The sequence below is a fragment of the Lentilactobacillus raoultii genome (assembly GCF_900411375.1).
Classification (GTDB): Bacteria; Bacillota; Bacilli; order Lactobacillales; family Lactobacillaceae; genus Lentilactobacillus; species Lentilactobacillus raoultii.
In genome coordinates, this window is record NZ_LS422984.1 from 307,560 (window position 1) to 331,038 (window position 23,479).

A 23,479-nucleotide genomic window follows, 5' to 3' on the forward strand; every position below is an offset into this window, starting at 1 on the left:
TTAAGTCGTAAGTAGACCGCCGCATCCTTATAATTGACTTTCTATATCCTTCGTCTACAATTGTAGATGAAGGATATGCTAAATATAAAGGAGGTCTGGCCTTATGAATCATGATGACAATCAAATGAAAATGAAGTCGACAGATCAGGTAACATCTAGCCAATCACAAAAGATGTCAATGTCGGCTCACCATTCGGATAGTATGGCTCATATGTCAATGAGCGGCCAAGAAGGCCATCACATGACCCATGACATGGCGGGAATGACCATGGATCACGATATGGGTAACCATCAGATGAATATGGATATGGGCAATCTTAATCGTCGTTTTTGGATATCGTTAATTTTGACCATTCCAGTTGTCTTGCTCTCACCTATGGCAGGAATGGGGGGCTTCTCAATTCATTTTTCATGGTCACCATTATTATTGGCCATTATTGGATCAATTCTATACTTCTACGGTGGCCAACCGTTCTTTTCCGGCGCTAAAATGGAATTACAAATGAAAAAACCTGGAATGATGTCGTTAATCACATTAGGAATTACAGTGGCTTATTTTTATAGTGTGTATTCCATCGTTGCCAATAATTTCTTTCACGTGACACCAAGAGTTGATGAGTTCTTTTGGGAATTAGCGACGTTAATTGATATTATGTTACTAGGTCATATTATCGAAATGAAATCGATCGATAGCGCCGGGTCGGCAGTTGATGCATTAGCCAAACTTTTGCCATCAACCGCAAAGGTGATTAAAAATGGGCAAATTGTTAATGTCAATGTGGCTGATTTACAAGTTGGTGATCTGGTTCAAGTTCAAGCTGGTGAAAAAATTCCAGCAGATGGTTCGATTGTTAAGGGAACGACAACCGTTAACGAATCGTTAGTAACGGGTGAATCCAAATTAATTTCAAAGTCTCAGGGTGATGACGTGATTGGCGGTGCAATTAATAACGATGGCACCTTTGAGTTTCGAGTTGACAAAGCACAAAGTGACAGTTTTTTGAATAAAGTAATGCAACTAGTACAAAATGCTTCAAATAATAAATCACACGCCCAAACAATTGCTGATAAAGTTGCCGGCTATTTATTCTATGCGGCGCTTTCAGTAGCTTTGGTTGCTTTTATTGCTTGGATGGTGATTAGTGGTGCGACGATTGCATTGCCAATTGCCGTAACAGTTTTAATTATTGCCTGCCCACACGCACTTGGACTCGCAATTCCGTTAGTCATTTCCCGGTCAACTGCGTTAGCTGCTCAAAACGGCTTATTGATTCGTGAGACATCTGCTTTGGAGCAGACCAACAAAATTAAGTATGTGTTAATGGATAAGACTGGAACGCTAACAGAGGGCAACTTTAAGCTTAACTTTTATCGAACATTTAATGATAATTTTTCTGAAGATGATATTTTAAAAATCGCCGGGGCTCTTGAAAAAACATCCAGTCATCCTTTGGCAAAGGGCGTGTTAGACGCAGTTGCTGAAAGAAAATTTAATGTTCAAGCTGCTGATGATGTTCAACAAATTCCTGGATTTGGTCTCACTGGTACAATTAATCACCAAAACTATCAGTTGGTTTCCAGTAATTACTTTGAAAAACACCATGTCAATTATGACCAAGCAACGGTTAATCAATTGCTTTTGGATAAAAACAATTCAATCAGTTTCTTAATTAAAGATCAACAAGTGATTGGTGCAATTGGTGAAGGCGATGAACTTAAAGCTGGTTCCAAGCCAATGATCGATTATCTTAAGCAACATCAAATTCAACCGATTATGTTGACTGGAGACAATGCCGCTATCGCTAAAAGTGTTGCCCAAAATTTGGGAATCGAGGATTACCGGGCGAAACTATTACCTGAAGACAAGCAAAAATTAGTTTCCGACTATCAAAAGAAAGGCGCAACAATGTTTATTGGCGATGGTGTTAACGATGCCCCTAGTCTAAGTGCTGCGGATGTTGGGGTAGCAATTGGAGCCGGGACAGATGTGGCGATTGATTCGGCTGATATTGTTTTGGTTCGAAGTGACCCCCAGGATGTCGTTGATCTTTTCAAATTAGCAAGAAAAACTGCCGAAAAGATGAAACAAAACCTCTGGTGGGGAGCTGGTTACAATATCGTGGCAATCCCATTGGCTGCCGGCATCTTAGCATTTGCTGGTCTTTTACTCAGCCCAATGGTGGGAGCCATCTTAATGTCTTTAAGCACGGTGGTTGTGTCCATTAATGCGCTCACACTCCATGTTGGCTAAATAAAGAAGCTATCCTTAAACCCGTCGTTTAATTCTTTCGGACTAATTTAAAATAAAAATCCCATGTAATCAGCATTTAAAAATGTTCATTACACGGGATTTTTAAATTTGTGGCCACTTTTTTGACGTTGGTCACTTTTTTATTTGATTGGGTTAAAGATTTAATGAATTTCATCTTTTTCGACTGGTGTGTAATAAGATTCATGTGAATAAAAGCTTGGCGAGCTTCGATACTCCTTAGGAATAAATTCGTGAGTGCCGTTTTTCCATAATTCAAAATCTCGATATGACTCCCACGTGCCTAAAATAACCCGCTGGCTAATATCCTTATGATAATTCAATGAATAAATGGAGTGCATGCCCGCTGGTAATCCGTTACTAATTAACCGATTAATCCGAGCGTCAAAAACCTTTTGCTGATCAAAGTTTAAATCTAACGTTGAAAAATTAATAAAACTGTGCCAGTTATCTTGACCGCCATGGCCTAAGATATCGTAAAGGACTGGCGCTTGAAAAACAGACTTTTCACCCGAATAATCCAGCATCATTAACTTACCGGTTTGATTTAAAGCTTTATAAATCACAAGATCTCGATCCGGATGTTGGTCCTTGAGCTGATTCATAATTCTGTTATCACCAAAGGTAATTGCGATTTGCTTTTTCACAATCCCCACCTCCTGTTTCAAGTTTATTATACTTTTTTTGAGATGCTTAGCCAAACATTTACTTTTGATCAAGCCTAACCTATACTGAAATCAATGACGTAGGAGGGATACTTTTGAAATTAACAGTCCTGGGATTTTTAGGCGGTTATCCTTCAAACGGGAACGCCACAAGTAGTTATTTATTGGAATCAGATGGCTTCCATCTTTTAATTGATTGTGGAAGTGGTGCACTTTTAAGTCTTGAAGAAGTGTTTGATCCGTTGAAACTCGATGCGGTTATCTTAACGCACTATCATCATGACCATACAGCTGATGTTGGGGTCTTGCAGTATTACTGGCAACTTCATGATGAGCGATATGATCAGCGGGTTCTTCCGATTTATGGGCACTCACAGGATTCCGTCAATTTTAATGGGTTGGATTGGCCACAATCGACTCAAAAAATTGCTTATCATCCTGATAAAGTTTTGTCCATTGGTCCCTTTAAAATCAGCTTTTTAAAAATGCAGCATCCAGTGCCAACATTTGGACTGCGAATCACTGAGAGTAAGACAGGGAAAGTGGTTGTTTTCACTGCTGATACAGCTTACTTTTCAAAACTTACCGGTTTTGCGCAAAATGCTGATTTATTAATGACTGATACCAATTTTTTTGCTGACAAAAAAGGCAAGAAATGGCATATGACTTCTACTGAGTCTGGTCAACTAGCTAAAGATGCTAATGTTAAATCATTGTTGCTGACCCATTTACCGGCAGTTGGTGATCTTAACCAGTTAAAACAGGAAGCTAAACAAGCTGCCGGTGATGAACTGCCGGTTCAACTGGCTAGCAGACATTTAAAGATTGAGATATAACTGGTGGATTTGTGATGAAAGTTTAGTCTTTGTTAGATTATTTTGTGAAACTTATGATTTTTATAACTTTATCCTTTATAATCTAGACATAGAAAAGATTATTAAGGAGATGAGTTATCATGACAGTAAATTTTTTGACAACCCCAAGTTGTACTTCCTGTAGAAAAGCAAAAAAGTGGTTAATTGATAATCAAGTGGATTTTAAGGAAAGAAATATTTTTGCCAATCCACTGACGAAAAATGAGCTCAAGCAAATCTTAATGTTATCTGAAACCGGCACGGATGGGTTGATTTCAATCCGGTCATACGTTTATGATCAGTTTAAGGATAAAATTAATTCATTGACGATCAGTGAGCTGCTTGATTTGCTGGTAGCTCATCCAGAAATGATTCGACGCCCGATCTTGATTGACGAAAAGCGACTTCAAATTGGGTTTAATGATGACGAAATTCGGCGTTTTCTGCCACGTGCAACTCGTAAAAGCGATCTTGAACGAATGATCCAAAATGCCCAATAGTGAAAAAGAATGATTTACTTGTCAGTTACCATTTTTAGCCGTATCATTTACTTGGACAATAATTGTGTTACAATGATATAATAATTACCCTCAGAGATTGAAAGGGGTGGCTAACTATGGAAATGGAACGGATCAACGAGAATACAATTCGAGTTTTGATCGGAAATGATGACCTTGATAAGCGCGGAATTACCGTTTTAGACCTACTCGGGAATCATAAACAAATTGAAAGTTTCTTTTATAGCATTCTTGAGGAAGTCGACAAAGATCATCAATTTCAAAATAATGATGCCGTCACTTTCCAAGTTCTTCCAAATCAGAATGGTCTTGAGCTCTTTATTAGTAAGGATGTTGACATGTCTGACGAAGATGAACCGCTGCTTGGTTCCGGCAATGGGCACGAGAAGCGCGACCGAGTTTCAAAATATATCAACGAACACGGCGTGAACAACAAACCTCAGAATGATCAACGGACCAATGATGAATTCGGCCATCAAAAGAGAACCGTGATTCTTGAATTTGATGATTTAAACGATTTTATTGAACTTTCCAAGGCATTACGATTGGAAAATGGGACTTCAGATCTGTACCTTTATGAAGGTAAATATTTTCTGAAGCTTCAGTTGTTCAGTAATGATCCTGTTGACATGATTGTCAGCGATGAAGTCGCAATTGCCAATGAATATGGCAAAAAGACTACCGTTACTGAGGATGTTTTAAATGAATATGGTCAACAAATTATGGAAAATAGTGCGCTTGAATTAAGTCGTTATTATTTTAAATAGAGGTTGGCAACGTATTTTGCAACTAAAAAGCCAATGTTTGTAAGTGGGTTACCCATTTTACAAACATTGGCTTTTATTTTAGGAAAATTGATTATTTCTTATTGTTCGAGAACTTGTCTTTTACTCGGATGATGTGAATACATTTTTGGGCGGGCATCAACTTTAAAAGTTGAGGAGTGTTTGGAAGCCGATTGAAAGCCCTTGGTTCTGGCGACGATATAGAGCGGGCGTTTCCTTGAAGCCTCAAATACGCGGAATAAATAGGCGCCTACCAATCCAAGAGATAATAATCCAAGCCCCATTAAAAGGAAAAGCGAAAAGACAGCAAATTGAAGGGTATTGAATCCGGTCATTAAAGTTATGAACAAATAACCAAAACTGAAAATGATTGAGAAACTTCCCAGCCAGTTAGCTAGTTGCAAGGGAAATGACGAGAAAGAGGTGACGCCGTCCATTGCTAAACGCAGCATTTTTGAAAAGGGATACTTTGAAACGCCGGCAATTCTTTCCTGACGTTCATATTCAACTGACGTTTGGTTAAACCCAACCCAACTGACCATTCCCCTGACGTAAGGATCAGTTTCATTCATTTTAGCCAGTTCATTGACAACCTGACGATCCATTAACCGAAAGTCACCGGTATCAAGTGGAATATCGACGTTGGTAATTCTTTTTAGCGTTCGGTAAAAGACAGCTGCTGTGACTTTCTTAAAAAGGCTTTCACCGTCTCTGGAAACCCGTTTACCATAGACAACGTCAGCACCAGCCTGCCATTTTTTGATCATTTCAACAATTACGGCAGGCGGATCTTGTAAATCAGCATCCATGACCACGACCGCGTCACCACTGGTATAACGAATACCGGCAGTAATGGCAAGTTGATGACCAAAGTTCCTGGAAAATTGAACAATCTTAATGTTGTTGTGAAATTGCCGGGCTTCTGAGATCAATTGAACGCTCTTATCACGTGAGCCGTCATCAACAAAGATCAACTCAAATTGCTGCGGTTGATTGTCAATGAAAGCTTCTAAGGTATCAATTGTTCGCTGAATACCCTGTTCTTCATTAAAAACAGGCAAAACAATTGAAACTAAATCATCTGTGCTTTTTTCCATATTAGGGACCTCCTCGTTGGTTTATTTATAAATCGATGACAAATCATACAGGACACCTGATGATCCCATGCCACCACCCATCCCCATGCCGCCTGGCATCGTTGATTGGGATTTCTTAGGTTTAGTCGTGGTTGACGTTGACGGCGTTTTCTTGGTCTTTGACACTTTTAAATTGCCATTCGGACGGTTCATCTTCCTAGATGTTCCTTTAGGTTTAGAGAGTCTCTTCGTCATGCCTTGAGGCTTTCTTTGGCCAGCCGCAGGTTTCTGAGCAGTAGATTTCGCTTTTTTGGTTGTTTGACCAGGGTTAGCTTTGCCGAAACTGTTAACTTGCTGTGAACCAGAAGCCTGATACAAACTACTTTTAACCTTTGTGGCATGTTTCTTGATCCAGTTAATGATCTTAGTGTTACCAGAACGACCTGAGTAGTAGAAATACTTCAAGTCACCGTTTTTAACCAATTCTTTGAATTTTGAAAGGGTAATTGCGGGATCGGTTCCGTTAAAGCCACCCATCGCCATGACCGCTTTGCCAGTTTTGATAATGTATGGGGCAGCCGAGGTTGAATCACTGGTAGCAAACAAATATTTAGCTTTTCCTTGATGTTTTTCCAGGTAAGTCAATAATTTGGTGTTAACCTTTGAATTACCCATTCCCATACCGCCACCGCCGGGACCTGATGTGTTGGTTGTTAGCAGAGAGGGGCCAGCAGTTGGGATCATGGCCGATTCAGCCGATAAAGTCGGTGTCAGTGACCACCAGGCAGGCGCTGCCAAAATTCCCAGCGTTGCAACCGTTAAGGTAATACTGCTTGCCGGTTGTTTTGGAAAAAGGATCAGCAGCAGTGACATGATGACTGCAACAATTGCGATTATCCAAGTCAGCCATGGATAGTATGAATGAACGTACCAGGCTTGCAAGGCAGCCGTTGATAGAATGGCGAGTGGAAACAGATAAAATTTCCAATTAGTTCGGAAATTGGTTTTAAAGAGTTGTCCCAGTGCAACCATGCCGATCCCAAACAGGGCAGCAATTGGTGGTGCCAACATAATCGTATAGTATGGGTGAAAAAAGCTGGCAACCGAAAAGAAACCATAGACTGGTACTAACCAAGCAGTCCAGAGAGCTAATTGTTTTTGCTCATGAGATAAGTGAAACCAGCGTTTTTTTCGATCTCGATAGTAGATAAGACCGCCAATCAAATCGAAAATGGCGAATGGTAATAGCCAACTAATTTGAGGCCCAAGTGAGGATTGGAAAAGTCTAAATGGGCCAATTGTGCCAATATCAAAGGCACCACCGCCACCGCCTGCACCGCCGGGCCCTTGACGGCCTTTTTTGCCTTGGTTGTTACCAGGCATTTGCTTGGCGCCTTTGCCGGTTGGCGCTGCTTTACCCGCCTTTTTAAACTTGGTTGGCATTTTGCCGCCACCAGGCATTCCCTTATTTTTTCCTTGGCTTTTGGCGTTCATACCACCGCCAAAGGTACCACCGGTGCCAGTTGTTTGCCCAAGTAACCGTTCAGTCCCGTTATAACCGAAAGCCAATTCCAATTCTGAATTAGTTTCGGAGCCGCCGACGTATGGACGTTGACTTGCGGGGGTTAAGTCAACGGAAAGGGGATAGGCAAGTGTGAAGACAATTAGACCGATGGTGGCGAAAATCAGTTTTTTAACTTTTTTCTGCCATTTTTCGTTGGCCGCGAGCCAATAAAACAGGTACATGGCCGGTAAAATCATAAATGCTTGAAGCATTTTGACATTAAAGGCAATGCCAATCAATGAAAAGCTTACAATGAGTGGCCAAAGTTTGCGTTGCTGAATTGCTTTTTCAAGAAACCAAAGTGCCAGCAGTAAGAAAAAGATCAGTGTTGCATCCATGTTATTGGTTCGAGAATCAGCTACTACGATTGGTGTAATTGTCATAGCTAAAGCGGCTAACCTGCCGGCATTTTTCCCAAAGTAAGGCGCAACCAGTTGATGCATTAAGTAAACCGACCCAACGCCAAACAGAACGGAAGGTAGAACGATACTCCAGCCATGGAGACCAAAGACTTTGGCACTGATTGCCATAAACCAAAGGGCAACCGGTGGTTTATCCACAGTAATATAACCTGCTGGATCAAAGCTGCCATACCAAAAGTTACTGAAACTTTGCATCATGCTTTTGATAGCGGCTGTATAAAAAGCGTTTGCCGAACCAGCTTTCCAGGTTTGCCAGCCATATAGGAAAAGTGCCAGTAGCAACACCAATCCCAATAGCCAGTCGAATTTTAATCTTTTATTAGCCCGATTTTGGATATTTCCAGCTGAAACATTATTGATTTCCAAAGTGCGAGGCCTCCTTTGAGGTTGAATTTTTGAATACCCAAAATTTGGATAATAAGAAATTAGTGGGAACGGTCACTAATAAGCTGAAGATAGGGATCAGCTGTTGGTTAACCTCTGTAAATCGACTGAGGACGTCGGCAATTGCTGTGCTAAGCAGCCAAGTTGACAAATAAGTCGTATAGTACTTGAAAACAACGGCTTTAAATTGGGCGTGGGTTTTAAAAACCCAATGGTTGTTTAGTGTCAGACTTAGCAATGACGTGATGCCATAACCGATCGCCATTGCAATGGTCGCGTTGGTTGGTGAAAGTAGTAGTAGATAAATCACGTAGGTCAGCAGTGTATTTAAAAAACCAATGATGCCGAATTTTAATAATTGCTTGAATCCGTTAATGATGGGTGCCTCCTTCTCTTTGAATAAAAATTATTTTAGCGGGACAACCATAAAACAAGCTTAAATTTTTCAATTGTGTTTAATTTCAGGTCGAACAGTTGACGAATCACCGGAAAACAGATAGTTTATTGGGAAGGTTATCTTTGACAGAAAAGGAGAAAAGACGGATGAAAGAATTGCATATCTTAATCATTGAAGACGACGAATCACTTGCTCAAAGTCTACAACTTTTTTTGAAAGAAATTGCGCAAACAACGGTTTCACACGATGGCTTTGAGGGCCAGATGCTGGGAGAGGAAGGAATTTATGATTTAGTAGTGTTGGACTTGATGCTGCCGCAAATAAACGGGTATGACATCTTAAAGCATTGGCGGACGGAATCACATCTCTCCATGCCGGTCCTGATTTTAACAGCAAAGGACACGTTGGATGACAAAGTCCACGGCTTCGAATTGGGCGCTGATGACTACTTAACGAAGCCGTTTCACCGTGAAGAATTATTAATGCGGGTTAAGGCACTTTTAAAACGAAGTGGTCATTTGGGAAACGATAATCAGATGATCGTGGGCCCATTTACGGTTGATTTAAGTAAACGAACGGTCGTTGTGAAGGATAATCAACTGGCGCTAAATGGGAAAGAATTTGATTTACTTGTGTACTTCTTGCAAAACCCGGATACAATTATTACTAAAGAACAAATTTTTGATCGACTTTGGGGATTTGAATCTGAAACCGCCATTTCAGTAGTTGAAGTTTATATGAGTAATTTACGAAAGAAAATTAAGACGGCGACTGATTTGAAGCCGATTAAAACATTGAGGAATGTTGGTTATATGTTTGAAACGGAGGAGCTTGATTGATCAAAGGGGATCCGCAAAGAAAGCAACAATTATCCCTGTTTGCCAGGGAATTAATAGGCTTTGCACTTTTATTTGCTATTTTAGGGTTAGTCGTTAATTTTTTCTTTCAACAGTCAATTTATCAAAATATTGATCGAGGGTTAAATTGGCAAAAAATAGGCATTTTAACCAATCGTCGTCAACCAACCTTTCATCCCGGCCAGATGAATCCGGCCAATGGGCACACCCCACCGGCCAGCAATACGCCCTTTAGAACTAATGTTGTGGTTTTCAATCGGCATGGGAAAATCGTTAATAATCAGATGCTGGGTAACCGGTTGTATAGTGTCTTTGTCAATACCCGTTTGGATGTCTCACAAGTTAATAAGATTCGGGAAATGACATTTATGTCATCTGATAAGTCCTGGCACTATTTTCGAACGCTTTTGATCAAAGTGCCAAAATCCAATTCTAATCCGATGTACGCTGGTCGATACGCATTAATCTTGGAAAATATTGATTCAGATTTGCTGGCAATTCGGGGATTTCGGCGGTCACTACTGACGACATTGATTGTTTTCTGGTTTTTAGCTATCGCGGTGGCCTATTTTCTGTCGCGGTCCAGTATGAAACCAATTTTGGAATCTTGGAATCGTCAAAAACAATTTAGTGCGAATGCGGCACATGAATTAAGAACCCCGTTAACGGTCATCCAAAATCAGATGGAGTATTTGCTCACTAAACCCAAATCAAAAATCATTGATCAAGCAGAACCAATTTCAACCACGTTGGATGAAGTCAGGCATTTGCAAAACTTAACTAACAAGTTATTAATGCTGGCCCGATCAGATGCTGACATTATTCAAATTAATCGTCAAAACATCGCCTTACAAAAATGGTTTGAACAGGTAATTAAACCCTATGTTGAAATTGCCCGTAGTCAAACCAAAACGTTGCTTCCGGTCATTCATCTTTCTGGAGAGGGCCAATTGGACGCTGATTTGATTCGACAATTAATTATTATTTTATTAGATAATGCAATTAAATACACGCCGGCGGGTGGGGCTGTTACTTTCACGGTTGAAAAGCTTCGTGAAAATCGGTTAAAAATGACTGTTCAAGACACCGGAGCTGGGATTTCGGCCGAAGATAAGAAACACGTTTTTGAAAGATTTTATCGCTCAGATAAATCGCGAAATGCTAAAACAGGTGGTAATGGTTTGGGATTAGCGATTGCTAAATGGATCGTTGATGAACATCGCGGAACCATTACGGTAAGGGACAATCACCCTAAGGGCACCATTTTTACCGTCATCATTCCGTTAAAGTAATTTTGACAAGGCAATTTCAGTATGACTTAATGGTTCTTCAAAAAAGGACCGGGATAATCATTTTATCCTGGTCCTTTAACAATCTCTCATATTTACCAGTTCTTTTTGGCAGCTGCTTCAATTCCTGGAAACAAGTCGTACAGGTATTGAAGTGGATGATTGCTAATTTTGCTTGAATATACCACTTGAGTGACATTGTCGTAAGTCAACATTAACAACTCTTCACCATTTTCATCACGAACTTCATAGTAACGAATGCCAAGTGCAATCGCCTCAAAAACTAACCGCTGGGCATTTTCACTTAAATTAGCCATTGCCGGAAGCAGATCCTTTGAATTGAGGCGTTGGGCTTTCCAAGCTTTTGCCGTTTGAATGCCAAATTCTTGGAGACTTTGATGCTTGATTTTGGGCAGTAGCATAGCTGAAGCTGTCAATTCGGGATGACTCATCACTTCATTAAAGTCATCCAGTGCCTGAAGCTGTTCCGAATGAGCATGTAATTGTTTAGCCATCTCGATAAGTTCATCAAATATCTGTAGACCATCAGCTGTTTTAAAAGTCGGTTGATCAGGTCGTTCCAAGGCCACTTGGTTATTTTCGTTAAATGATTGTTTGAGCTGATCGTGAATATTGGTTTCATCAACGGGATGAATCAGTAAATACATCAGGAAAAATTTTAGGAAATACAATGCGTGCCGACTGATGCCGTTGGGCGTAAACGGTGTGTTGTCCATGACTCGAAATTCTAAATATGAAATGCCCTTGGTACGATAATCAGCTAATGACTTTTGCCCCCGGAGTCGAACCGGTCCATAAAATTCAGCTGTCGAGAACAATCGATGTTGATTAAGAGCTTCTGAAAGTCGATCGATATAGTTACCCAGGCTGGAATAAAGTGTCACGTTAACCCGATCCTCGGGCTTGTTAAGGTAACCATAGATGCTATTGCGAATGCTTCTCACTGGGTGGGATAACGGAGAATTTTCAGCTGGAAAGAAGCCGGCTTCAGCAATTGGACTGGCACCAAATAAGTATGTCAGCAACCATCGATGCAGAACAAAATTCTGGGTAATTTGAAAATAAAGGGCATTCTTAAAGTCGACTAGTGACTGAAATTGGTTTTCGTAATGGGTATAGAGCCGATTAATAACTGGCTCTGGAATACTGAAATTGACATGCAAACCTGTCACGATTTTTAAAGGGACTTGGTATTTTTTAGTTAAATAATCTCGATAAGCTTGGAAGGGCGGTCGAGCAAAGTGGGTCTCAACAAATTTAATATCATCCGCCGAAAGTGCCGGGGGCATGCTGAAGGGCCAAATATATTCATCGGGTTTCATGGATCGATATAAAACAGTTTGAATGGTATCCAACTGGTCCAAGACCCCGCCAATTGTCGGATTTGGGTCTGTAACCAGTTCGTTCATCGACTCTGAAAAGTCGGATTGAAGATAGGGATGATATTTTCTTGAACCTAAGTTTTGCGGATAGGGGTGACGACTCAAATGCCCATCTCCCTCAATTCGATGTTCTTCAATTTCAATTCCGATCAAGCTGTGATAAAGCTGTTCTGCAACGTCTTCTTGTTTGATGTACGTTAATAGATTTTCAAGCATGGGCACTCTCCTGAATGGATAGATTTACATTATTATAACTAATTTTGTTGAAGTTGTTATAGGATAACGCCTGTTTTACCAAATCTTTGATAATCCAGGCAAAATCCAATTGAAAAATATCGTAATTGATATATAGAAACTTGAAAGGAGTGATTAATTAGTGCTTGTTGCCCAATTAAACGGTCGATTGATTGAAGCCGATCAAATTGATAGCCAGTCCAAAACCAAAAAATTGGCTTATGTTTGCCCACAATGTCATCAGCCGGTCATTTTTAAACATGGTCATTGCCGGATTGCCCACTTTAGTCATTTATCCAGAACTGCGTGTCCATTTAGTGAAAATGAGAGTCAAATTCATCTGGCTGGGAAGCTTCGGTTAAAGACTGACATGCTGGCATTAGGCTATTCAGCCGTTTTAGAACGAATTTTTCCACAAATTGATCAGCGGGCCGACGTTTTTGTCCCTGACTTGGAGACAGTTCTGGAATATCAATGCAGTCCAATTTCATTTGACAGCATTAAACGCCGAACTCAAGGATATCTGAAGGTTGCCAAACGGGTAATATGGATTCTTGGACCACGGTATGAATCAATGCATTATCAGTGCGAGATGATTGCAAAATTTGCTAAATATCATCGCCAGTTGGGATTCTATTTTATTTGTTACCTTGAAAAAGAGGGCTATTTTAGATTACATTTTCAGTTGAGAGAAATGGCAGGAAAATTGATTGGTGAAACTCAAAACTTTTTAAATTTGGCGGCATTGTTAGCCTATTTAAAACGGCCACCCAGATCGGTTCAACCCCGGTTTTTAGGCCAAAAGACGGTTCGCCGGCAATTACTTAAACAGTTGCAGCAAATTCAGCGATGTAATTTGACGGGTCGTCATACGTACTTACCGGCTGTGACGGATTGTTACGCATTTCAAAAATTATTCATAGGGTGCCCGTTAATTTGTCATGGCAATCGAACGGGGAATTTACCAATTTTTCGGCGATCAATTCTTTGCTGGCGAGTTTGGCTGATGTTACGACTTTTTGATGGTTCACGGCTGACCATGTCGGATCGCTTACTGACCGGGCTTTTTGAAATTAGTTATGACCAATTTAAGATTGACTTTGCCCAAATTTCTGACAGCAAGCCGTTTTTTAAAGCTGAATTCCGCCAATTCTTAATCCAGTTACATGACCAGGGATATCTTAGACAAACGGTCACCGGCATTCAAATTTTGAAATGGCCGGTTTGGTTTACAGATTATGACCAAAAACGATTGTTTATTATGACAGCACCGCGACTCTTGTGATAATCTAGTATTAATTAAGATTGAAAAGGGATGTTGGAACATGGCGGAGACTCAAAAATTACCATTACGTAAAGAGGTCCCAGTTGATTTAACTTGGGATCTATCGACAGTTTATCAAAACGATGATCAGTTTGAGGAAGATTTTTCGGCGGTTCAAGCGGCCCTGCCAGAATTAAAAAAGATGGCAGGAACACTTTCCAAGAATGCGGATGCACTCTTGGAGGCGACTCAAAGGCTGCTGACGGTCTCTCGGAGGCTTGAAAAGGTTTACGTATATGCTCAATTAAAAAACGATCAGGATACCAGTGAGAGCCGTTATCAGGCAATGTATGCCAGAAGTCAGTCCCTGGCGGCTCAGTTTGGCGCAGCAGTAGCTTGGTTTGATCCGGAGCTGTTAACAATAAGCGATCAGCAAATGACGACCTTTTATCAGCAACAGCCCAAGTTAAAGGCTTATAAACGCTTGTATGATCAAACATTTGCTAAACGTGCTCATATCTTGGGACATGAGGTGGAAGAAGTCTTAGCGGGTGCCGATGATATTTTTTCATCTGGTGAAAAAACTTTTGGGATATTGGATAATACGGATTTGTCATTTCCAACGGTCACCGATGAGAATGGGCAGTCAGTTCAATTGTCACAGGGCGTTTACAGTATTCTGCTTGAATCAACTAATCGGAAAGTTCGAAAGCAGGCCTTTGAAAAATTATATGAAGTGTATGATCAATTTCAGCATACTTTGGCCGCTACCTTGACGACAAATGTTAAGAATCACAATTTTAAAGCCCACCTGCGTCACTATGGGTCAGCTCTTGAAGCAGCACTTTCCGCTAATGAAATTCCAGTAAAGGTTTACGATAATCTAGTTAGTGAAGTGAACCGGCATTTGGATCTTTTACACCGTTATGTCGCACTTCGAAAACAAATTCTTGGTGTCGATGACTTGCACATGTACGATTTGTATACTTCTTTAGTTGGTAAAGAATCACCAAAGTATACGTTTGATGAAGCTAAAAAGGTCGCCTTGGATGCTCTTCAGGTAATGGGACCTGAATACGTTAGTCATGTAAAAGAGGAGTTTAGCCAGCGATGGATTGACGTTGTTGAAAACCGCTATAAAAGAAGTGGTGGGTATTCTTCCGGTACTTATGACACCAACCCGTTTATTTTACTAAACTGGAAAGATAATTTAGATAATCTGTATACACTTATTCACGAAACGGGTCATAGCATGCACAGTTACTATGCTTCACATCATCAACCTTATCAGTACGGAGACTATTCAATTTTCGTTGCCGAAATTGCCTCAACTACAAACGAAAATATTCTAACTGATTATCTGCTTGATAAGTTTAAAGATGATCCGGAAATGAAGCGGTATGTTTTAAATTACTATCTTGACGGATTTAAGGGAACGGTTTTCCGTCAAACCCAGTTTGCGGAGTTTGAACAGTATATTCATGAACAGGATGCAAAGGGGCAGCCGTTGACAGCAACCTTTTTAGATGATTATTATCGTCAACTAAATCAAAAGTATTATGGTCAAAGTGTGATTTCTGATCCGCAAATCAGTTTAGAATGGTCCCGAATTCCGCATTTCTATTATAACTTTTACGTTTATCAATATGCGACTGGGTTCGCAGCTGCCTCAACGCTTGCTGATAACATTGTGCACGGTGACCAAAATAACGTTGACAAATATTTAAACTATTTGAAGTCTGGCAGTTCCGATACGCCGATTAATGTAATGAGAAAAGCTGGCGTTGACATGACCAAATCAGATTATCTTGAGAAAGCGTTTGAAATTTTTGAAAAACGATTGAATGAATTTGAAGCGTTATTCTAACCGATACTATCATTCGTTAGTTATCGTTAGTAACCAAAACTGATATACTTCTTAGCTGAGCAACTTGCTTAGATTAGTATTACAAAAAGCAGTCAAAATAACCATTTTCGGTTATTTTGACTGCTTTTTGTCTAAGATCATTAGACTACTTTTAGAAGAAATTCGATTGGGGATATAAGATAGTTGCTCCCCGATTTGTTTGATGTTGTTTAACCAACTCTTCGAAATGCGCCACAGAACTAACACTGCGCTCGCAGAATTTAAACATTGATTGATAATCAAAATCCTTAATCAGTACGCCGTTATTATCAACTGCTGAATTAAATAAAACAGCAGTTGCCGGTTCATCTACCGACATTTCATGAACCATTCGTTGATCACATTTAAACATGTTTTCCGCCAATTCGGATCGTCTGTCTTCCTCAAACATTTCACAATCCAAACCATTATTTTCCGCTAACTGATAAACCAATTCATCGTTGTATTCACGGTTGTTAAGTAACAATTCACGCTGCAGATCCATTAAGAAGCGGCGCCCCAACCTTTTCCCCTGAAAGGAGGCCGCTTTAGAATCAAGTACAATATGATACGGAAGCTTATGGTCAAATTGATGACCTGCTTTCGTTGCCATTTGATTTAAAATTTTGATGTTTAACATCGTAATGAATCGAACTGAAACCTTGGTATTTAGTTTGCGGGAAATATTATCAATTGTTTTCTCGGCGTCGTAACAATGTCGATTTAACGGATCAATGAATAAATAAATTTCGAGAACCATAGTGCCCCTCCAATTTTTAATCGACAAAATAAAAGTAATATACCAATTATTTACTTATCTAAGAATACCAAATTTTGAGCTAAAAACAATATATTTGCTCACAACAATATGTAAAAAGTGTGACTGCTGACAATTTTTCGGATTTCTAAATGCTGATTGGTAGAAAAAACAGGGTCAGGTGACGAGAAAAACAATTCAGAGTACTCGTGACAATTATTTTGAATAATCGCCTCCCAAGAGATTTTTCCATCCACTTTTTGGGGAATCCTTATTTATTATGTTAGAATATAGGCTGATTGTAAAATTTAAAAACTGGAAAACGAGTGGGTAAGCTGGCAGTTTTGGCCGGTGACAACCGTTGATTATAAATCAATGGCTACTTGTCCATTTACAAGATTGGAAGTGATAGCTTGGTTGAAGATTGGGATAATTTTTTAATTCCATACAAACAGGCTGTTGATGAATTAAAAGTAAAATTACGTGGGATTCGAGCCCAATTTTTGAAGCTGGATGGTCGAAGCCCAATTGAATTTGTAACCGGACGGGTTAAACCCGTTGACAGTATTAAAGAGAAAATGGTTCGTCGGCATATTTCAGAAGACCGACTTGAAGAAGATATGGAAGATATCGCCGGTTTGCGGATTATGTGTCAGTTCGTTGAAGATATTTACCAGGTAGTGGATTTGTTACGGAAACGAACAGATATCAATATTCTTGAAGAGCGCGGCTACGTTCACAATAAAAAACCCAGCGGTTATCGTTCTTATCATATTATTTTTGAATACCCTGTTCAAATGTTGGATGGCGAAAAGGTGATCTTGGCTGAAATTCAGGTTCGAACATTGGCCATGAACTTTTGGGCAACAGTTGAGCATTCACTTAACTATAAGTATAAAGGTGAATTTCCAGATGACTTAAAAGTTCGATTAGAACGGTCTGCTGAAGCTGCCTTTAAGCTAGATGAAGAAATGTCTGAGATCCGTGGTGAACTCCAGGAGACTAAGCAGGAAACAACGGACAAGGATGCGAGGAAGTCATCAGATGAGAATAGCGATATATAGTAATTTAGGGGAAGCTTCAAATATCGTGGCGACTTCCCTAAGAAATCAAATTGAAAAATCAACCGGTTTGATAATCGATGGGCTAAATCCAGAAATTGTGATTTCAGTTGGTGGGGATGGAACGCTACTTTCGGCTTTCCATCACTATCAAGATATTAACGATAAGGTTCGATTTATCGGCATTCACACAGGCCATCTTGGGTTCTACACGGATTGGCGGGATTATGAAGTGAATGATTTAGTTGCCAGTTTGGAAAATGATAATGGCCAGAGTGTCACCTATCCTTTATTAGACATTAAGGTCAATTATTCTGGTGGCGGTGCGGCTGATGTCGGGTTAGCTTTAAACGAGTCCACTTTGAAACAAATTAGTGGGTCAATGGTGGCAGATGTCTACATCAAAAATCAATTGTTTGAGAGTTTCCGTGGTGATGGTCTATGTGTCTCGACACCCAGTGGCTCAACGGCGTATAATAAATCAGTTGGCGGCGCGATTATTAATCCACGGTTGAACGCCATTCAGATTGCTGAAATTTCGTCCATTAATAACCGAGTCTTTCGAACACTGGGTTCCCCGTTGATCATTGCGCCGGATGAATGGATTAAAATCGTTCCGAAGTCAACGCATCGAACAATCTTAACGTGTGATCATCAAGTGATTACGACGCGAACGGTTGCTTCGGTTGAATATCGGATTTCTCAAAAACGGATTGCTTTTGCTCAATATCGACACACGCAATTTTGGCGTCGGGTCAGCAATTCATTTATCGGCGAGGTTAATTTGGATGACTAAGTTTACTTGGAAATACCGTGGGAATGCGCCAATCAAGCTTCGAACGTTCATCATGGGTTATGGTGTGACGCGCACTCTCTTGAAAAAAATCAAGTATCATGGTGGTCATACGTTGGTTAATGGCGTTCCATCACTAGTTAATCGAAAATTAGCTCAAAATGACGTGGTAACTGTGATTTTACCTCCGGAACCGGAAAATGATCAGGTGCCGGCTTCAACTTTACCCATTCATATTATTTTTGAAGATGAGCATTTTTTGGTGGTGAACAAACCTGCGGGGGTGGCCTCAGTTCCCGCCCATAATCGGGCAAATGATTCCCTGGTTAATCGAGTTAAGGGCTATTATCAGCGTCAACACTATGCCAATCAAAAAATTCATATTGTCACAAGACTGGATAAGGACACTAGTGGGTTGGTTATTTTTGCCAAGCACCATTTAGCGCATTCGGTTTTAGATAAGCAGTTGAAGGATCATCAAATTAAGAAAAATTACCTGGCAATCGTTGAAGGCGTCTTTTCAACCGACCATTTTGAAATTGATCTACCAATTCAGCGAGTGGCCGGTTCTTTAGTGATGCGTCAAGTTGGCGACCCAGGAAAAATGTCAATTACCGAAGCGTGGACTAAACGTCGGTTGGTAGCCCATACGTTGCTTGACTTACGGATTCATACGGGACGGACTCATCAGATTCGAGTTCACATGAAGGCGATTGGTCATCCGTTGGTTGGCGATTGGCTTTATAATCCAGAAGATCGTTCATTTCCGCGGCAAGCTTTACACTGTGCTCGATTGCGGTTTTTTAACCCGTTTTGTGGACGATTTGTTAATTATACAGCGCCACTTCCTGACGACATGAAAACTTATCTGGCAAATAATGAAAGGTAGGGGCAACCTGATTGAAGAAAATTGAACTTGGTGCCGCATTTATTAAGCAGAACCAGCACCTGTTTCGTTGCCCAGTATGTGACCAGCCTTTTAGTGAGGTGGTTCATTACCAACTAATCTGTCCTAATCGTCATTCGTTTGATTTATCAAAAAAGGGGACACTTTATTTTTTGAATCGATCAGCTAATAACGAGTATGATAAACAGATGTTGGTTTCAAGACAACGCTTGTTGAGTGCTGGATTATTTGATGGCATTATAAAAAAGGTTGGGGCCCAGTTAAAACCCGAACCGGAAACTATTTTGGATGTTGGCTGTGGTGAAGGCACCCCGCTGGCTCGCCTGTTACAAGCAAGGCCTGGTAACGATACGGCGATTGGATTTGATATCTCGAAAGATGGGATTAATTTAGCAACTCAGTATAATCATCAGGCGTTTTTTTGTGTTGCTGATTTGGCCCATTTACCCTTTAATGATCATGTTTTTTCAACGGTGATTGATTTATTCTCGCCTTCTTCGTATAGTGAGTTTAACCGAGTCATTAAGCGTGGCGGCCAATTAATTAAAACCATCCCGAATAGCGGTTACCTGCAGGAATTACGTCAGTTATTATATGGTGAGCACCAAGCAAACAGTTTCTATTCTAATCAAAAGGTCCTGGCACTGTTTCGAAATCATTATCCAAATAGTAAGGTTGAATCGTTACGCTATCAATTTCAAATTCCAACAGGGTATCAGCACGACTTATTGATGATGACGCCACTTCATTGGGGACGTGGTCGTCGGCAAAACGTTTCGACACAGCTTGATGAATTAACCGAAATTACAGTTGATGTTTCAATTCTAATAACACATTTTTAAACTTGGAGGAAGAAATGGCTAACCACATTGTTTTATTTGAACCCTTAATGCCGGCAAATACCGGTAATATTGCAAGAACTTGTGCCGGCACTGATACTGTTTTAGATTTAATTGAACCCCTGGGGTTTAAAATGGATGATAAGCATTTGAAACGAGCTGGGTTGGATTATTGGGACAAGGTCAAAATTAATTATCATCAAAATTTGCCGGCTTTTTTAAAAACGGTCGACAATCCTAAAAATTTATTTCTAGTTTCAAAGTTTGCCAATCAGGACTATACGGATCCAGACTATTCAGATCCAAACGAAGACTATTATTTATTATTCGGCAAGGAAACAACTGGGTTACCGGAACCGTTCATGAGGCAAAATCCCGAAAAAGCAATTCGAATTCCTCAGGATGATGCCCATATTCGCGCATTAAATTTATCCAATAGTTGTGCAATTGTCATCTATGAAGTTTTAAGACAGCAGCACTTCAATCAATTGGAACGAACGCATCGCTACCCGCACGATAAGCTTAAATAGGACAGTGAGTTCTTTAAAGAGCCTAAGTGGTCCCAAAATTTTTGCTCGCCGAATAAGTGATGAAAGATGACTATGTAGTTGATTTGAGGAGGTAGACCATGGCGACAAAAAAAACTCGCAAACGAACAACTAAAAAACGCGGTCGACCAACTAAAAGCAAAAAATCAGATAACTTTTTCTCAAAGTATTCGATTAATCTTTTGGGACTTGTTGTCGCTATTTTAGCGTTGTTGGGGCTTCTTCACGCTGGTATCGTTGGTATATTTGTGATTAATTTGATGCGAATCTTTGTTGGGAGTCTTTATCCGATTGGTTTGATTGTCGTCATGATTGGGAGCCTTTGGTTAACAGGATTTGCTCGATTCCCTAAAATAAATTGGCGTTATTTTTTGGGAACTACCATGATCTTACTGGGAATTTTAATTACCCTTAGCTTGATAGAATATAGTCAAACTGCCCAGCCGGTTAATTTTATTTCTGCCAACTGGGGAAAGCTGACTGACGATATGGTTTCCTCAAACACGACCTCCAACATTGGTGGTGGCATTCTGGCAGCGGTTTGTTTTTCAAGCTTACATATGCTGGTTGGAAAAATCGGGGCCGGGATTGTCAGCGGGATGCTGGTGATCGCTGGGGGCTTTGTTTTATTCAATATTTCGTTTAGCAAAGCTTTTGTTGCCTGCCATCAGGGAATTAGTTTTTTAGGGGGCTTTTACCGGCGGCTTAAAAAGAAATTGGCTTCACGTTCTTCAAAAGCCAAGCCGGTTCAAGCGGCAAATCAACCAACTGTTGATCAACCAGCTGAACCGCTAACGTCGATACAACATGGTTCGAACGAAAGCCAACCAACGTCCTCAAAGTTTTCAACATCATCAATTACGATTTCTGGAATGGCCGTTTCGGATAAGAAGGCCAACCAAACTGATTCTAAGACAAATCAAGCTTCATCATCTACGGATCAAGCAGACGATGAAAATCCAACTAATGATGTGGATTTGGTTAATGTTCAGGAGGACGACGCTTATCAATTACCAACGGCGGATTTGTTAACTAAAATGTCACAAGATGATCAATCAGGGGAATTGAAATCGATTGATCATAATGCCAAAGTCCTTCAAAAAACGTTGGATAGTTTTGGCGTCAAAGCGGAAATTAAACATGTCAGTTTAGGCCCATCGGTTACAAAATATGAAATTCATCCGGACATTGGGGTGAAAGTTAGCCGAATCGTTAATTTGGCAGATGACATTGCCTTGGCTTTAGCTGCTAAGGACATTCGAATTGAGGCGCCGATTCCTGGCAAATCGTTAGTGGGCATCGAGGTGCCCAATCGAAAAATTGCCACCGTTTCGTTTAGAGACGTTGTTGAACATCAACCGGATAATCATGGTCACTTGCTTCAGGTTCCTCTTGGAAAAGACGTTAATGGCAATGTGATTACGGCTGATTTAACTAAAATGCCGCATTTGTTGATTGCCGGTTCGACCGGTAGTGGTAAATCAGTTGCGATTAACGGAATTATCACTAGCATTTTATTAAATGCCAAGCCAAGTCAGGTTAAATTAATGTTAATTGATCCTAAAAAGGTTGAGTTGGGAGTCTATAATGGCATTCCTCATTTACTTAGCCCGGTGGTTTCGGAACCAAAGAAAGCGGCTAGAGCACTTCAAAAAGTGGTTTCCGAGATGGAAAATCGATATGAGTTGTTTGCCAAGTATGGTCAGCGAAAGATCAGCACGTTTAATGAATTTGCGACTAAAAATAATCGTGAAAATGACGTTAAAATTCAACCCATGCCGTACATTGTGGTCATTGTGGATGAATTGGCCGACTTAATGATGACCGTTTCAAACGATGTTGAGGCAGCGATTATTCGCTTAGCCCAAATGGGTCGGGCTGCCGGCATTCACATGATTTTGGCAACTCAACGGCCATCCGTCGATGTTATTACCGGGTTGATTAAAGCCAATGTGCCCTCTAGGATTGCTTTTGCTGTTTCAAGTGGGATTGATTCACGAACCATTATTGATACAAATGGTGCAGAAAAGTTACTTGGTCGTGGCGATATGCTGTTTTTGCCAATTGATTCCAACACACCAATTCGGGTGCAGGGAGCCTTTATTCCCGATAAAGATGTTTCCCGGGTTGTAAAGTTCATCACGAACCAGCAATCGGCTGATTACGATGAATCGATGATGGTTAGTGATGAGGAGATCAAGCAGGAGGATGAGCAAGAATCAGAGGACGATTTATTTGATGATGCGCTGGCTTTTGTCGTTCAGGAGCAAAAGGCCAGCACGTCGCTACTTCAGCGGCATTTTCGAATTGGTTATAATCGAGCGGCTAGGTTAATTGATGATTTGGAAAACCGAGGCTATATTGGTCCTCAAAACGGCAGCAAGCCAAGGGAAGTCTTCAAAAAACAGTGAGCGAAGCCAAACGGTTAGCATCTGGAATATAAGGCGTCGATTGGGGAAATTCCGGGTTTGGATTTTTCCAATCGATCCCTTATATGGAATGATGCTGTTTGGTGTAGCTGTCCTAATTCAGTGAGTGAATCCAAGCGGTTAGCATCTGGAGTATAAGGCGTTGATTCGGGAAAGCCTGATTTTGGCTTTTTCGAATCAATCCCTTATACGGAATGATGCTGCTTGGAGGAACTGTCCTAATTCAGTGAGCGAAGCCAAACGGTTAGCATCTGGAATATAAGGTCGCTGATTATAGGA

General features: G+C 40.5%; 20 protein-coding genes. 14 read left to right on the top strand and 6 right to left on the bottom strand.

Annotated features, from left to right (window positions below):
- The first annotated feature begins 217 nt into the window (after window positions 1–217).
- Window positions 218–2,251 (top strand): copper-translocating P-type ATPase, encoded by a 2,034-nt coding sequence (locus tag ED605_RS03170; RefSeq protein WP_370824486.1) that lies wholly within the window; start codon window positions 218–220, stop codon window positions 2,249–2,251.
- Window positions 2,252–2,412: 161 nt separating this feature from the next.
- Here ED605_RS03170 and ED605_RS03175 read toward each other — a convergent pair whose 3' ends face one another.
- Window positions 2,413–2,943 carry a monooxygenase gene (locus ED605_RS03175; RefSeq protein WP_121977845.1) on the bottom strand — a complete coding sequence of 177 codons (531 nt, stop codon included), beginning with the start codon at window positions 2,941–2,943 and terminating at the stop codon, window positions 2,413–2,415.
- A gap of 86 nt (window positions 2,944–3,029) precedes the next feature.
- Between ED605_RS03175 and ED605_RS03180 the strand changes: the two genes are divergently transcribed.
- From ED605_RS03180 to ED605_RS03190, 3 genes are all read left to right on the top strand, one after another.
- Complete coding sequence (locus ED605_RS03180) at window positions 3,030–3,770, top strand: MBL fold metallo-hydrolase (RefSeq protein WP_121977450.1); 741 nt, start codon at window positions 3,030–3,032, stop codon at window positions 3,768–3,770.
- Between the two features lie 119 nt (window positions 3,771–3,889).
- Window positions 3,890–4,288 carry a transcriptional regulator Spx gene (spx, locus tag ED605_RS03185; protein WP_121977451.1) on the top strand — a complete coding sequence of 133 codons (399 nt, stop codon included), beginning with the start codon at window positions 3,890–3,892 and terminating at the stop codon, window positions 4,286–4,288.
- Window positions 4,289–4,404: 116 nt separating this feature from the next.
- Window positions 4,405–5,073, top strand: coding sequence for an adaptor protein MecA (locus tag ED605_RS03190; protein WP_121977452.1), 669 nt, complete (start codon window positions 4,405–4,407; stop codon window positions 5,071–5,073).
- A 98-nt stretch (window positions 5,074–5,171) separates the two neighbouring features.
- On the opposite strand, the gene ED605_RS03195 is transcribed toward ED605_RS03190, so the two are convergent.
- The 3 genes from ED605_RS03195 to ED605_RS03205 are packed head-to-tail and all read right to left on the bottom strand — an operon-like array spanning window position 5,172 to window position 8,847.
- Window positions 5,172–6,188 carry a glycosyltransferase family 2 protein gene (locus ED605_RS03195; RefSeq protein WP_121977453.1) on the bottom strand — a complete coding sequence of 339 codons (1,017 nt, stop codon included), beginning with the start codon at window positions 6,186–6,188 and terminating at the stop codon, window positions 5,172–5,174.
- 21 nt (window positions 6,189–6,209) lie between these two features.
- On the bottom strand, window positions 6,210–8,519 hold the full coding sequence (locus tag ED605_RS03200; RefSeq protein ID WP_121977454.1) for a glycosyltransferase family 39 protein: 2,310 nt from the start codon (window positions 8,517–8,519) through the stop codon (window positions 6,210–6,212).
- Window positions 8,506–8,847, bottom strand: coding sequence for a GtrA family protein (locus ED605_RS03205; protein ID WP_370824335.1), 342 nt, complete (start codon window positions 8,845–8,847; stop codon window positions 8,506–8,508). Before ED605_RS03205 ends, ED605_RS03200 begins: the two co-directional genes overlap by 14 nt.
- A 233-nt stretch (window positions 8,848–9,080) precedes the next feature.
- Between ED605_RS03205 and ED605_RS03210 the strand changes: the two genes are divergently transcribed.
- Together ED605_RS03210 and ED605_RS03215 are read left to right on the top strand one after the other, a co-directional pair.
- Window positions 9,081–9,773 (top strand): response regulator transcription factor, encoded by a 693-nt coding sequence (locus ED605_RS03210; protein ID WP_121977456.1) that lies wholly within the window; start codon window positions 9,081–9,083, stop codon window positions 9,771–9,773.
- Window positions 9,770–11,083, top strand: a complete 1,314-nt coding sequence (locus tag ED605_RS03215; protein ID WP_121977457.1) for a sensor histidine kinase — start codon at window positions 9,770–9,772, stop codon at window positions 11,081–11,083. Before ED605_RS03210 ends, ED605_RS03215 begins: the two co-directional genes overlap by 4 nt.
- A gap of 92 nt (window positions 11,084–11,175) precedes the next feature.
- Here ED605_RS03215 and ED605_RS03220 read toward each other — a convergent pair whose 3' ends face one another.
- Window positions 11,176–12,699 carry a gamma-glutamylcysteine synthetase gene (locus tag ED605_RS03220; protein WP_121977458.1) on the bottom strand — a complete coding sequence of 508 codons (1,524 nt, stop codon included), beginning with the start codon at window positions 12,697–12,699 and terminating at the stop codon, window positions 11,176–11,178.
- Between the two features lie 160 nt (window positions 12,700–12,859).
- Here ED605_RS03220 and ED605_RS03225 point away from each other — a divergent pair, with 160 nt between their 5' ends.
- Together ED605_RS03225 and pepF are read left to right on the top strand one after the other, a co-directional pair.
- Window positions 12,860–14,002 (top strand): competence protein CoiA, encoded by a 1,143-nt coding sequence (locus ED605_RS03225; RefSeq protein ID WP_121977459.1) that lies wholly within the window; start codon window positions 12,860–12,862, stop codon window positions 14,000–14,002.
- A gap of 40 nt (window positions 14,003–14,042) precedes the next feature.
- Entirely contained in the window at window positions 14,043–15,848 is a 1,806-nt protein-coding gene (gene pepF, locus ED605_RS03230; protein ID WP_162919735.1) for an oligoendopeptidase F, read from the top strand.
- A gap of 151 nt (window positions 15,849–15,999) precedes the next feature.
- On the opposite strand, the gene ED605_RS03235 is transcribed toward pepF, so the two are convergent.
- Window positions 16,000–16,626 (bottom strand): DsbA family protein, encoded by a 627-nt coding sequence (locus ED605_RS03235; RefSeq protein ID WP_121977461.1) that lies wholly within the window; start codon window positions 16,624–16,626, stop codon window positions 16,000–16,002.
- A 410-nt stretch (window positions 16,627–17,036) separates the two neighbouring features.
- Here ED605_RS03235 and yjbM point away from each other — a divergent pair, with 410 nt between their 5' ends.
- From yjbM to ED605_RS03265, 6 genes are all read left to right on the top strand, one after another.
- Window positions 17,037–17,687, top strand: a complete 651-nt coding sequence (gene yjbM, locus ED605_RS03240) for a GTP diphosphokinase (RefSeq protein WP_121977462.1) — start codon at window positions 17,037–17,039, stop codon at window positions 17,685–17,687.
- Window positions 17,668–18,480 (top strand): NAD kinase, encoded by an 813-nt coding sequence (locus ED605_RS03245; RefSeq protein ID WP_121977463.1) that lies wholly within the window; start codon window positions 17,668–17,670, stop codon window positions 18,478–18,480. Before yjbM ends, ED605_RS03245 begins: the two co-directional genes overlap by 20 nt.
- The gene (locus tag ED605_RS03250) at window positions 18,473–19,366 is read left to right on the top strand and encodes an RluA family pseudouridine synthase (protein WP_121977464.1); all 894 of its coding nucleotides are present in this window, start codon (window positions 18,473–18,475) and stop codon (window positions 19,364–19,366) included. The genes ED605_RS03245 and ED605_RS03250 overlap by 8 nt, the downstream gene beginning before the upstream one ends.
- 11 nt (window positions 19,367–19,377) lie before the next feature.
- Window positions 19,378–20,226, top strand: coding sequence for a methyltransferase domain-containing protein (locus tag ED605_RS03255; protein WP_121977465.1), 849 nt, complete (start codon window positions 19,378–19,380; stop codon window positions 20,224–20,226).
- Window positions 20,227–20,240: 14 nt separating this feature from the next.
- A complete protein-coding gene (locus tag ED605_RS03260; protein WP_121977466.1) occupies window positions 20,241–20,753 on the top strand; it encodes a tRNA (cytidine(34)-2'-O)-methyltransferase in 513 nt (170 codons plus the stop codon).
- A 98-nt stretch (window positions 20,754–20,851) separates the two neighbouring features.
- Window positions 20,852–23,182 carry a DNA translocase FtsK gene (locus tag ED605_RS03265; protein WP_121977467.1) on the top strand — a complete coding sequence of 777 codons (2,331 nt, stop codon included), beginning with the start codon at window positions 20,852–20,854 and terminating at the stop codon, window positions 23,180–23,182.
- The last annotated feature ends 297 nt before the right edge of the window (window positions 23,183–23,479 follow it).

Excerpts from the sequence above, each read along its gene's own strand:
- ED605_RS03170 (WP_370824486.1), top strand. The coding sequence starts at position 218 with ATGAGCGGCCAAGAAGGCCATCACATGACCCATGACATGGCGGGAATG.
- spx (WP_121977451.1), top strand. The coding sequence starts at position 3,890 with ATGACAGTAAATTTTTTGACAACCCCAAGTTGTACTTCCTGTAGAAAA.
- ED605_RS03190 (WP_121977452.1), top strand. The coding sequence starts at position 4,405 with ATGGAAATGGAACGGATCAACGAGAATACAATTCGAGTTTTGATCGGA.
- ED605_RS03195 (WP_121977453.1), bottom strand. The coding sequence starts at position 6,188 with ATGGAAAAAAGCACAGATGATTTAGTTTCAATTGTTTTGCCTGTTTTT.
- ED605_RS03210 (WP_121977456.1), top strand. The coding sequence starts at position 9,081 with ATGAAAGAATTGCATATCTTAATCATTGAAGACGACGAATCACTTGCT.
- ED605_RS03220 (WP_121977458.1), bottom strand. The coding sequence starts at position 12,699 with ATGCTTGAAAATCTATTAACGTACATCAAACAAGAAGACGTTGCAGAA.
- pepF (WP_162919735.1), top strand. The coding sequence starts at position 14,043 with ATGGCGGAGACTCAAAAATTACCATTACGTAAAGAGGTCCCAGTTGAT.
- ED605_RS03235 (WP_121977461.1), bottom strand. The coding sequence starts at position 16,626 with ATGGTTCTCGAAATTTATTTATTCATTGATCCGTTAAATCGACATTGT.
- ED605_RS03245 (WP_121977463.1), top strand. The coding sequence starts at position 17,668 with ATGAGAATAGCGATATATAGTAATTTAGGGGAAGCTTCAAATATCGTG.
- ED605_RS03250 (WP_121977464.1), top strand. The coding sequence starts at position 18,473 with ATGACTAAGTTTACTTGGAAATACCGTGGGAATGCGCCAATCAAGCTT.
- ED605_RS03260 (WP_121977466.1), top strand. The coding sequence starts at position 20,241 with ATGGCTAACCACATTGTTTTATTTGAACCCTTAATGCCGGCAAATACC.
- ED605_RS03265 (WP_121977467.1), top strand. The coding sequence starts at position 20,852 with ATGGCGACAAAAAAAACTCGCAAACGAACAACTAAAAAACGCGGTCGA.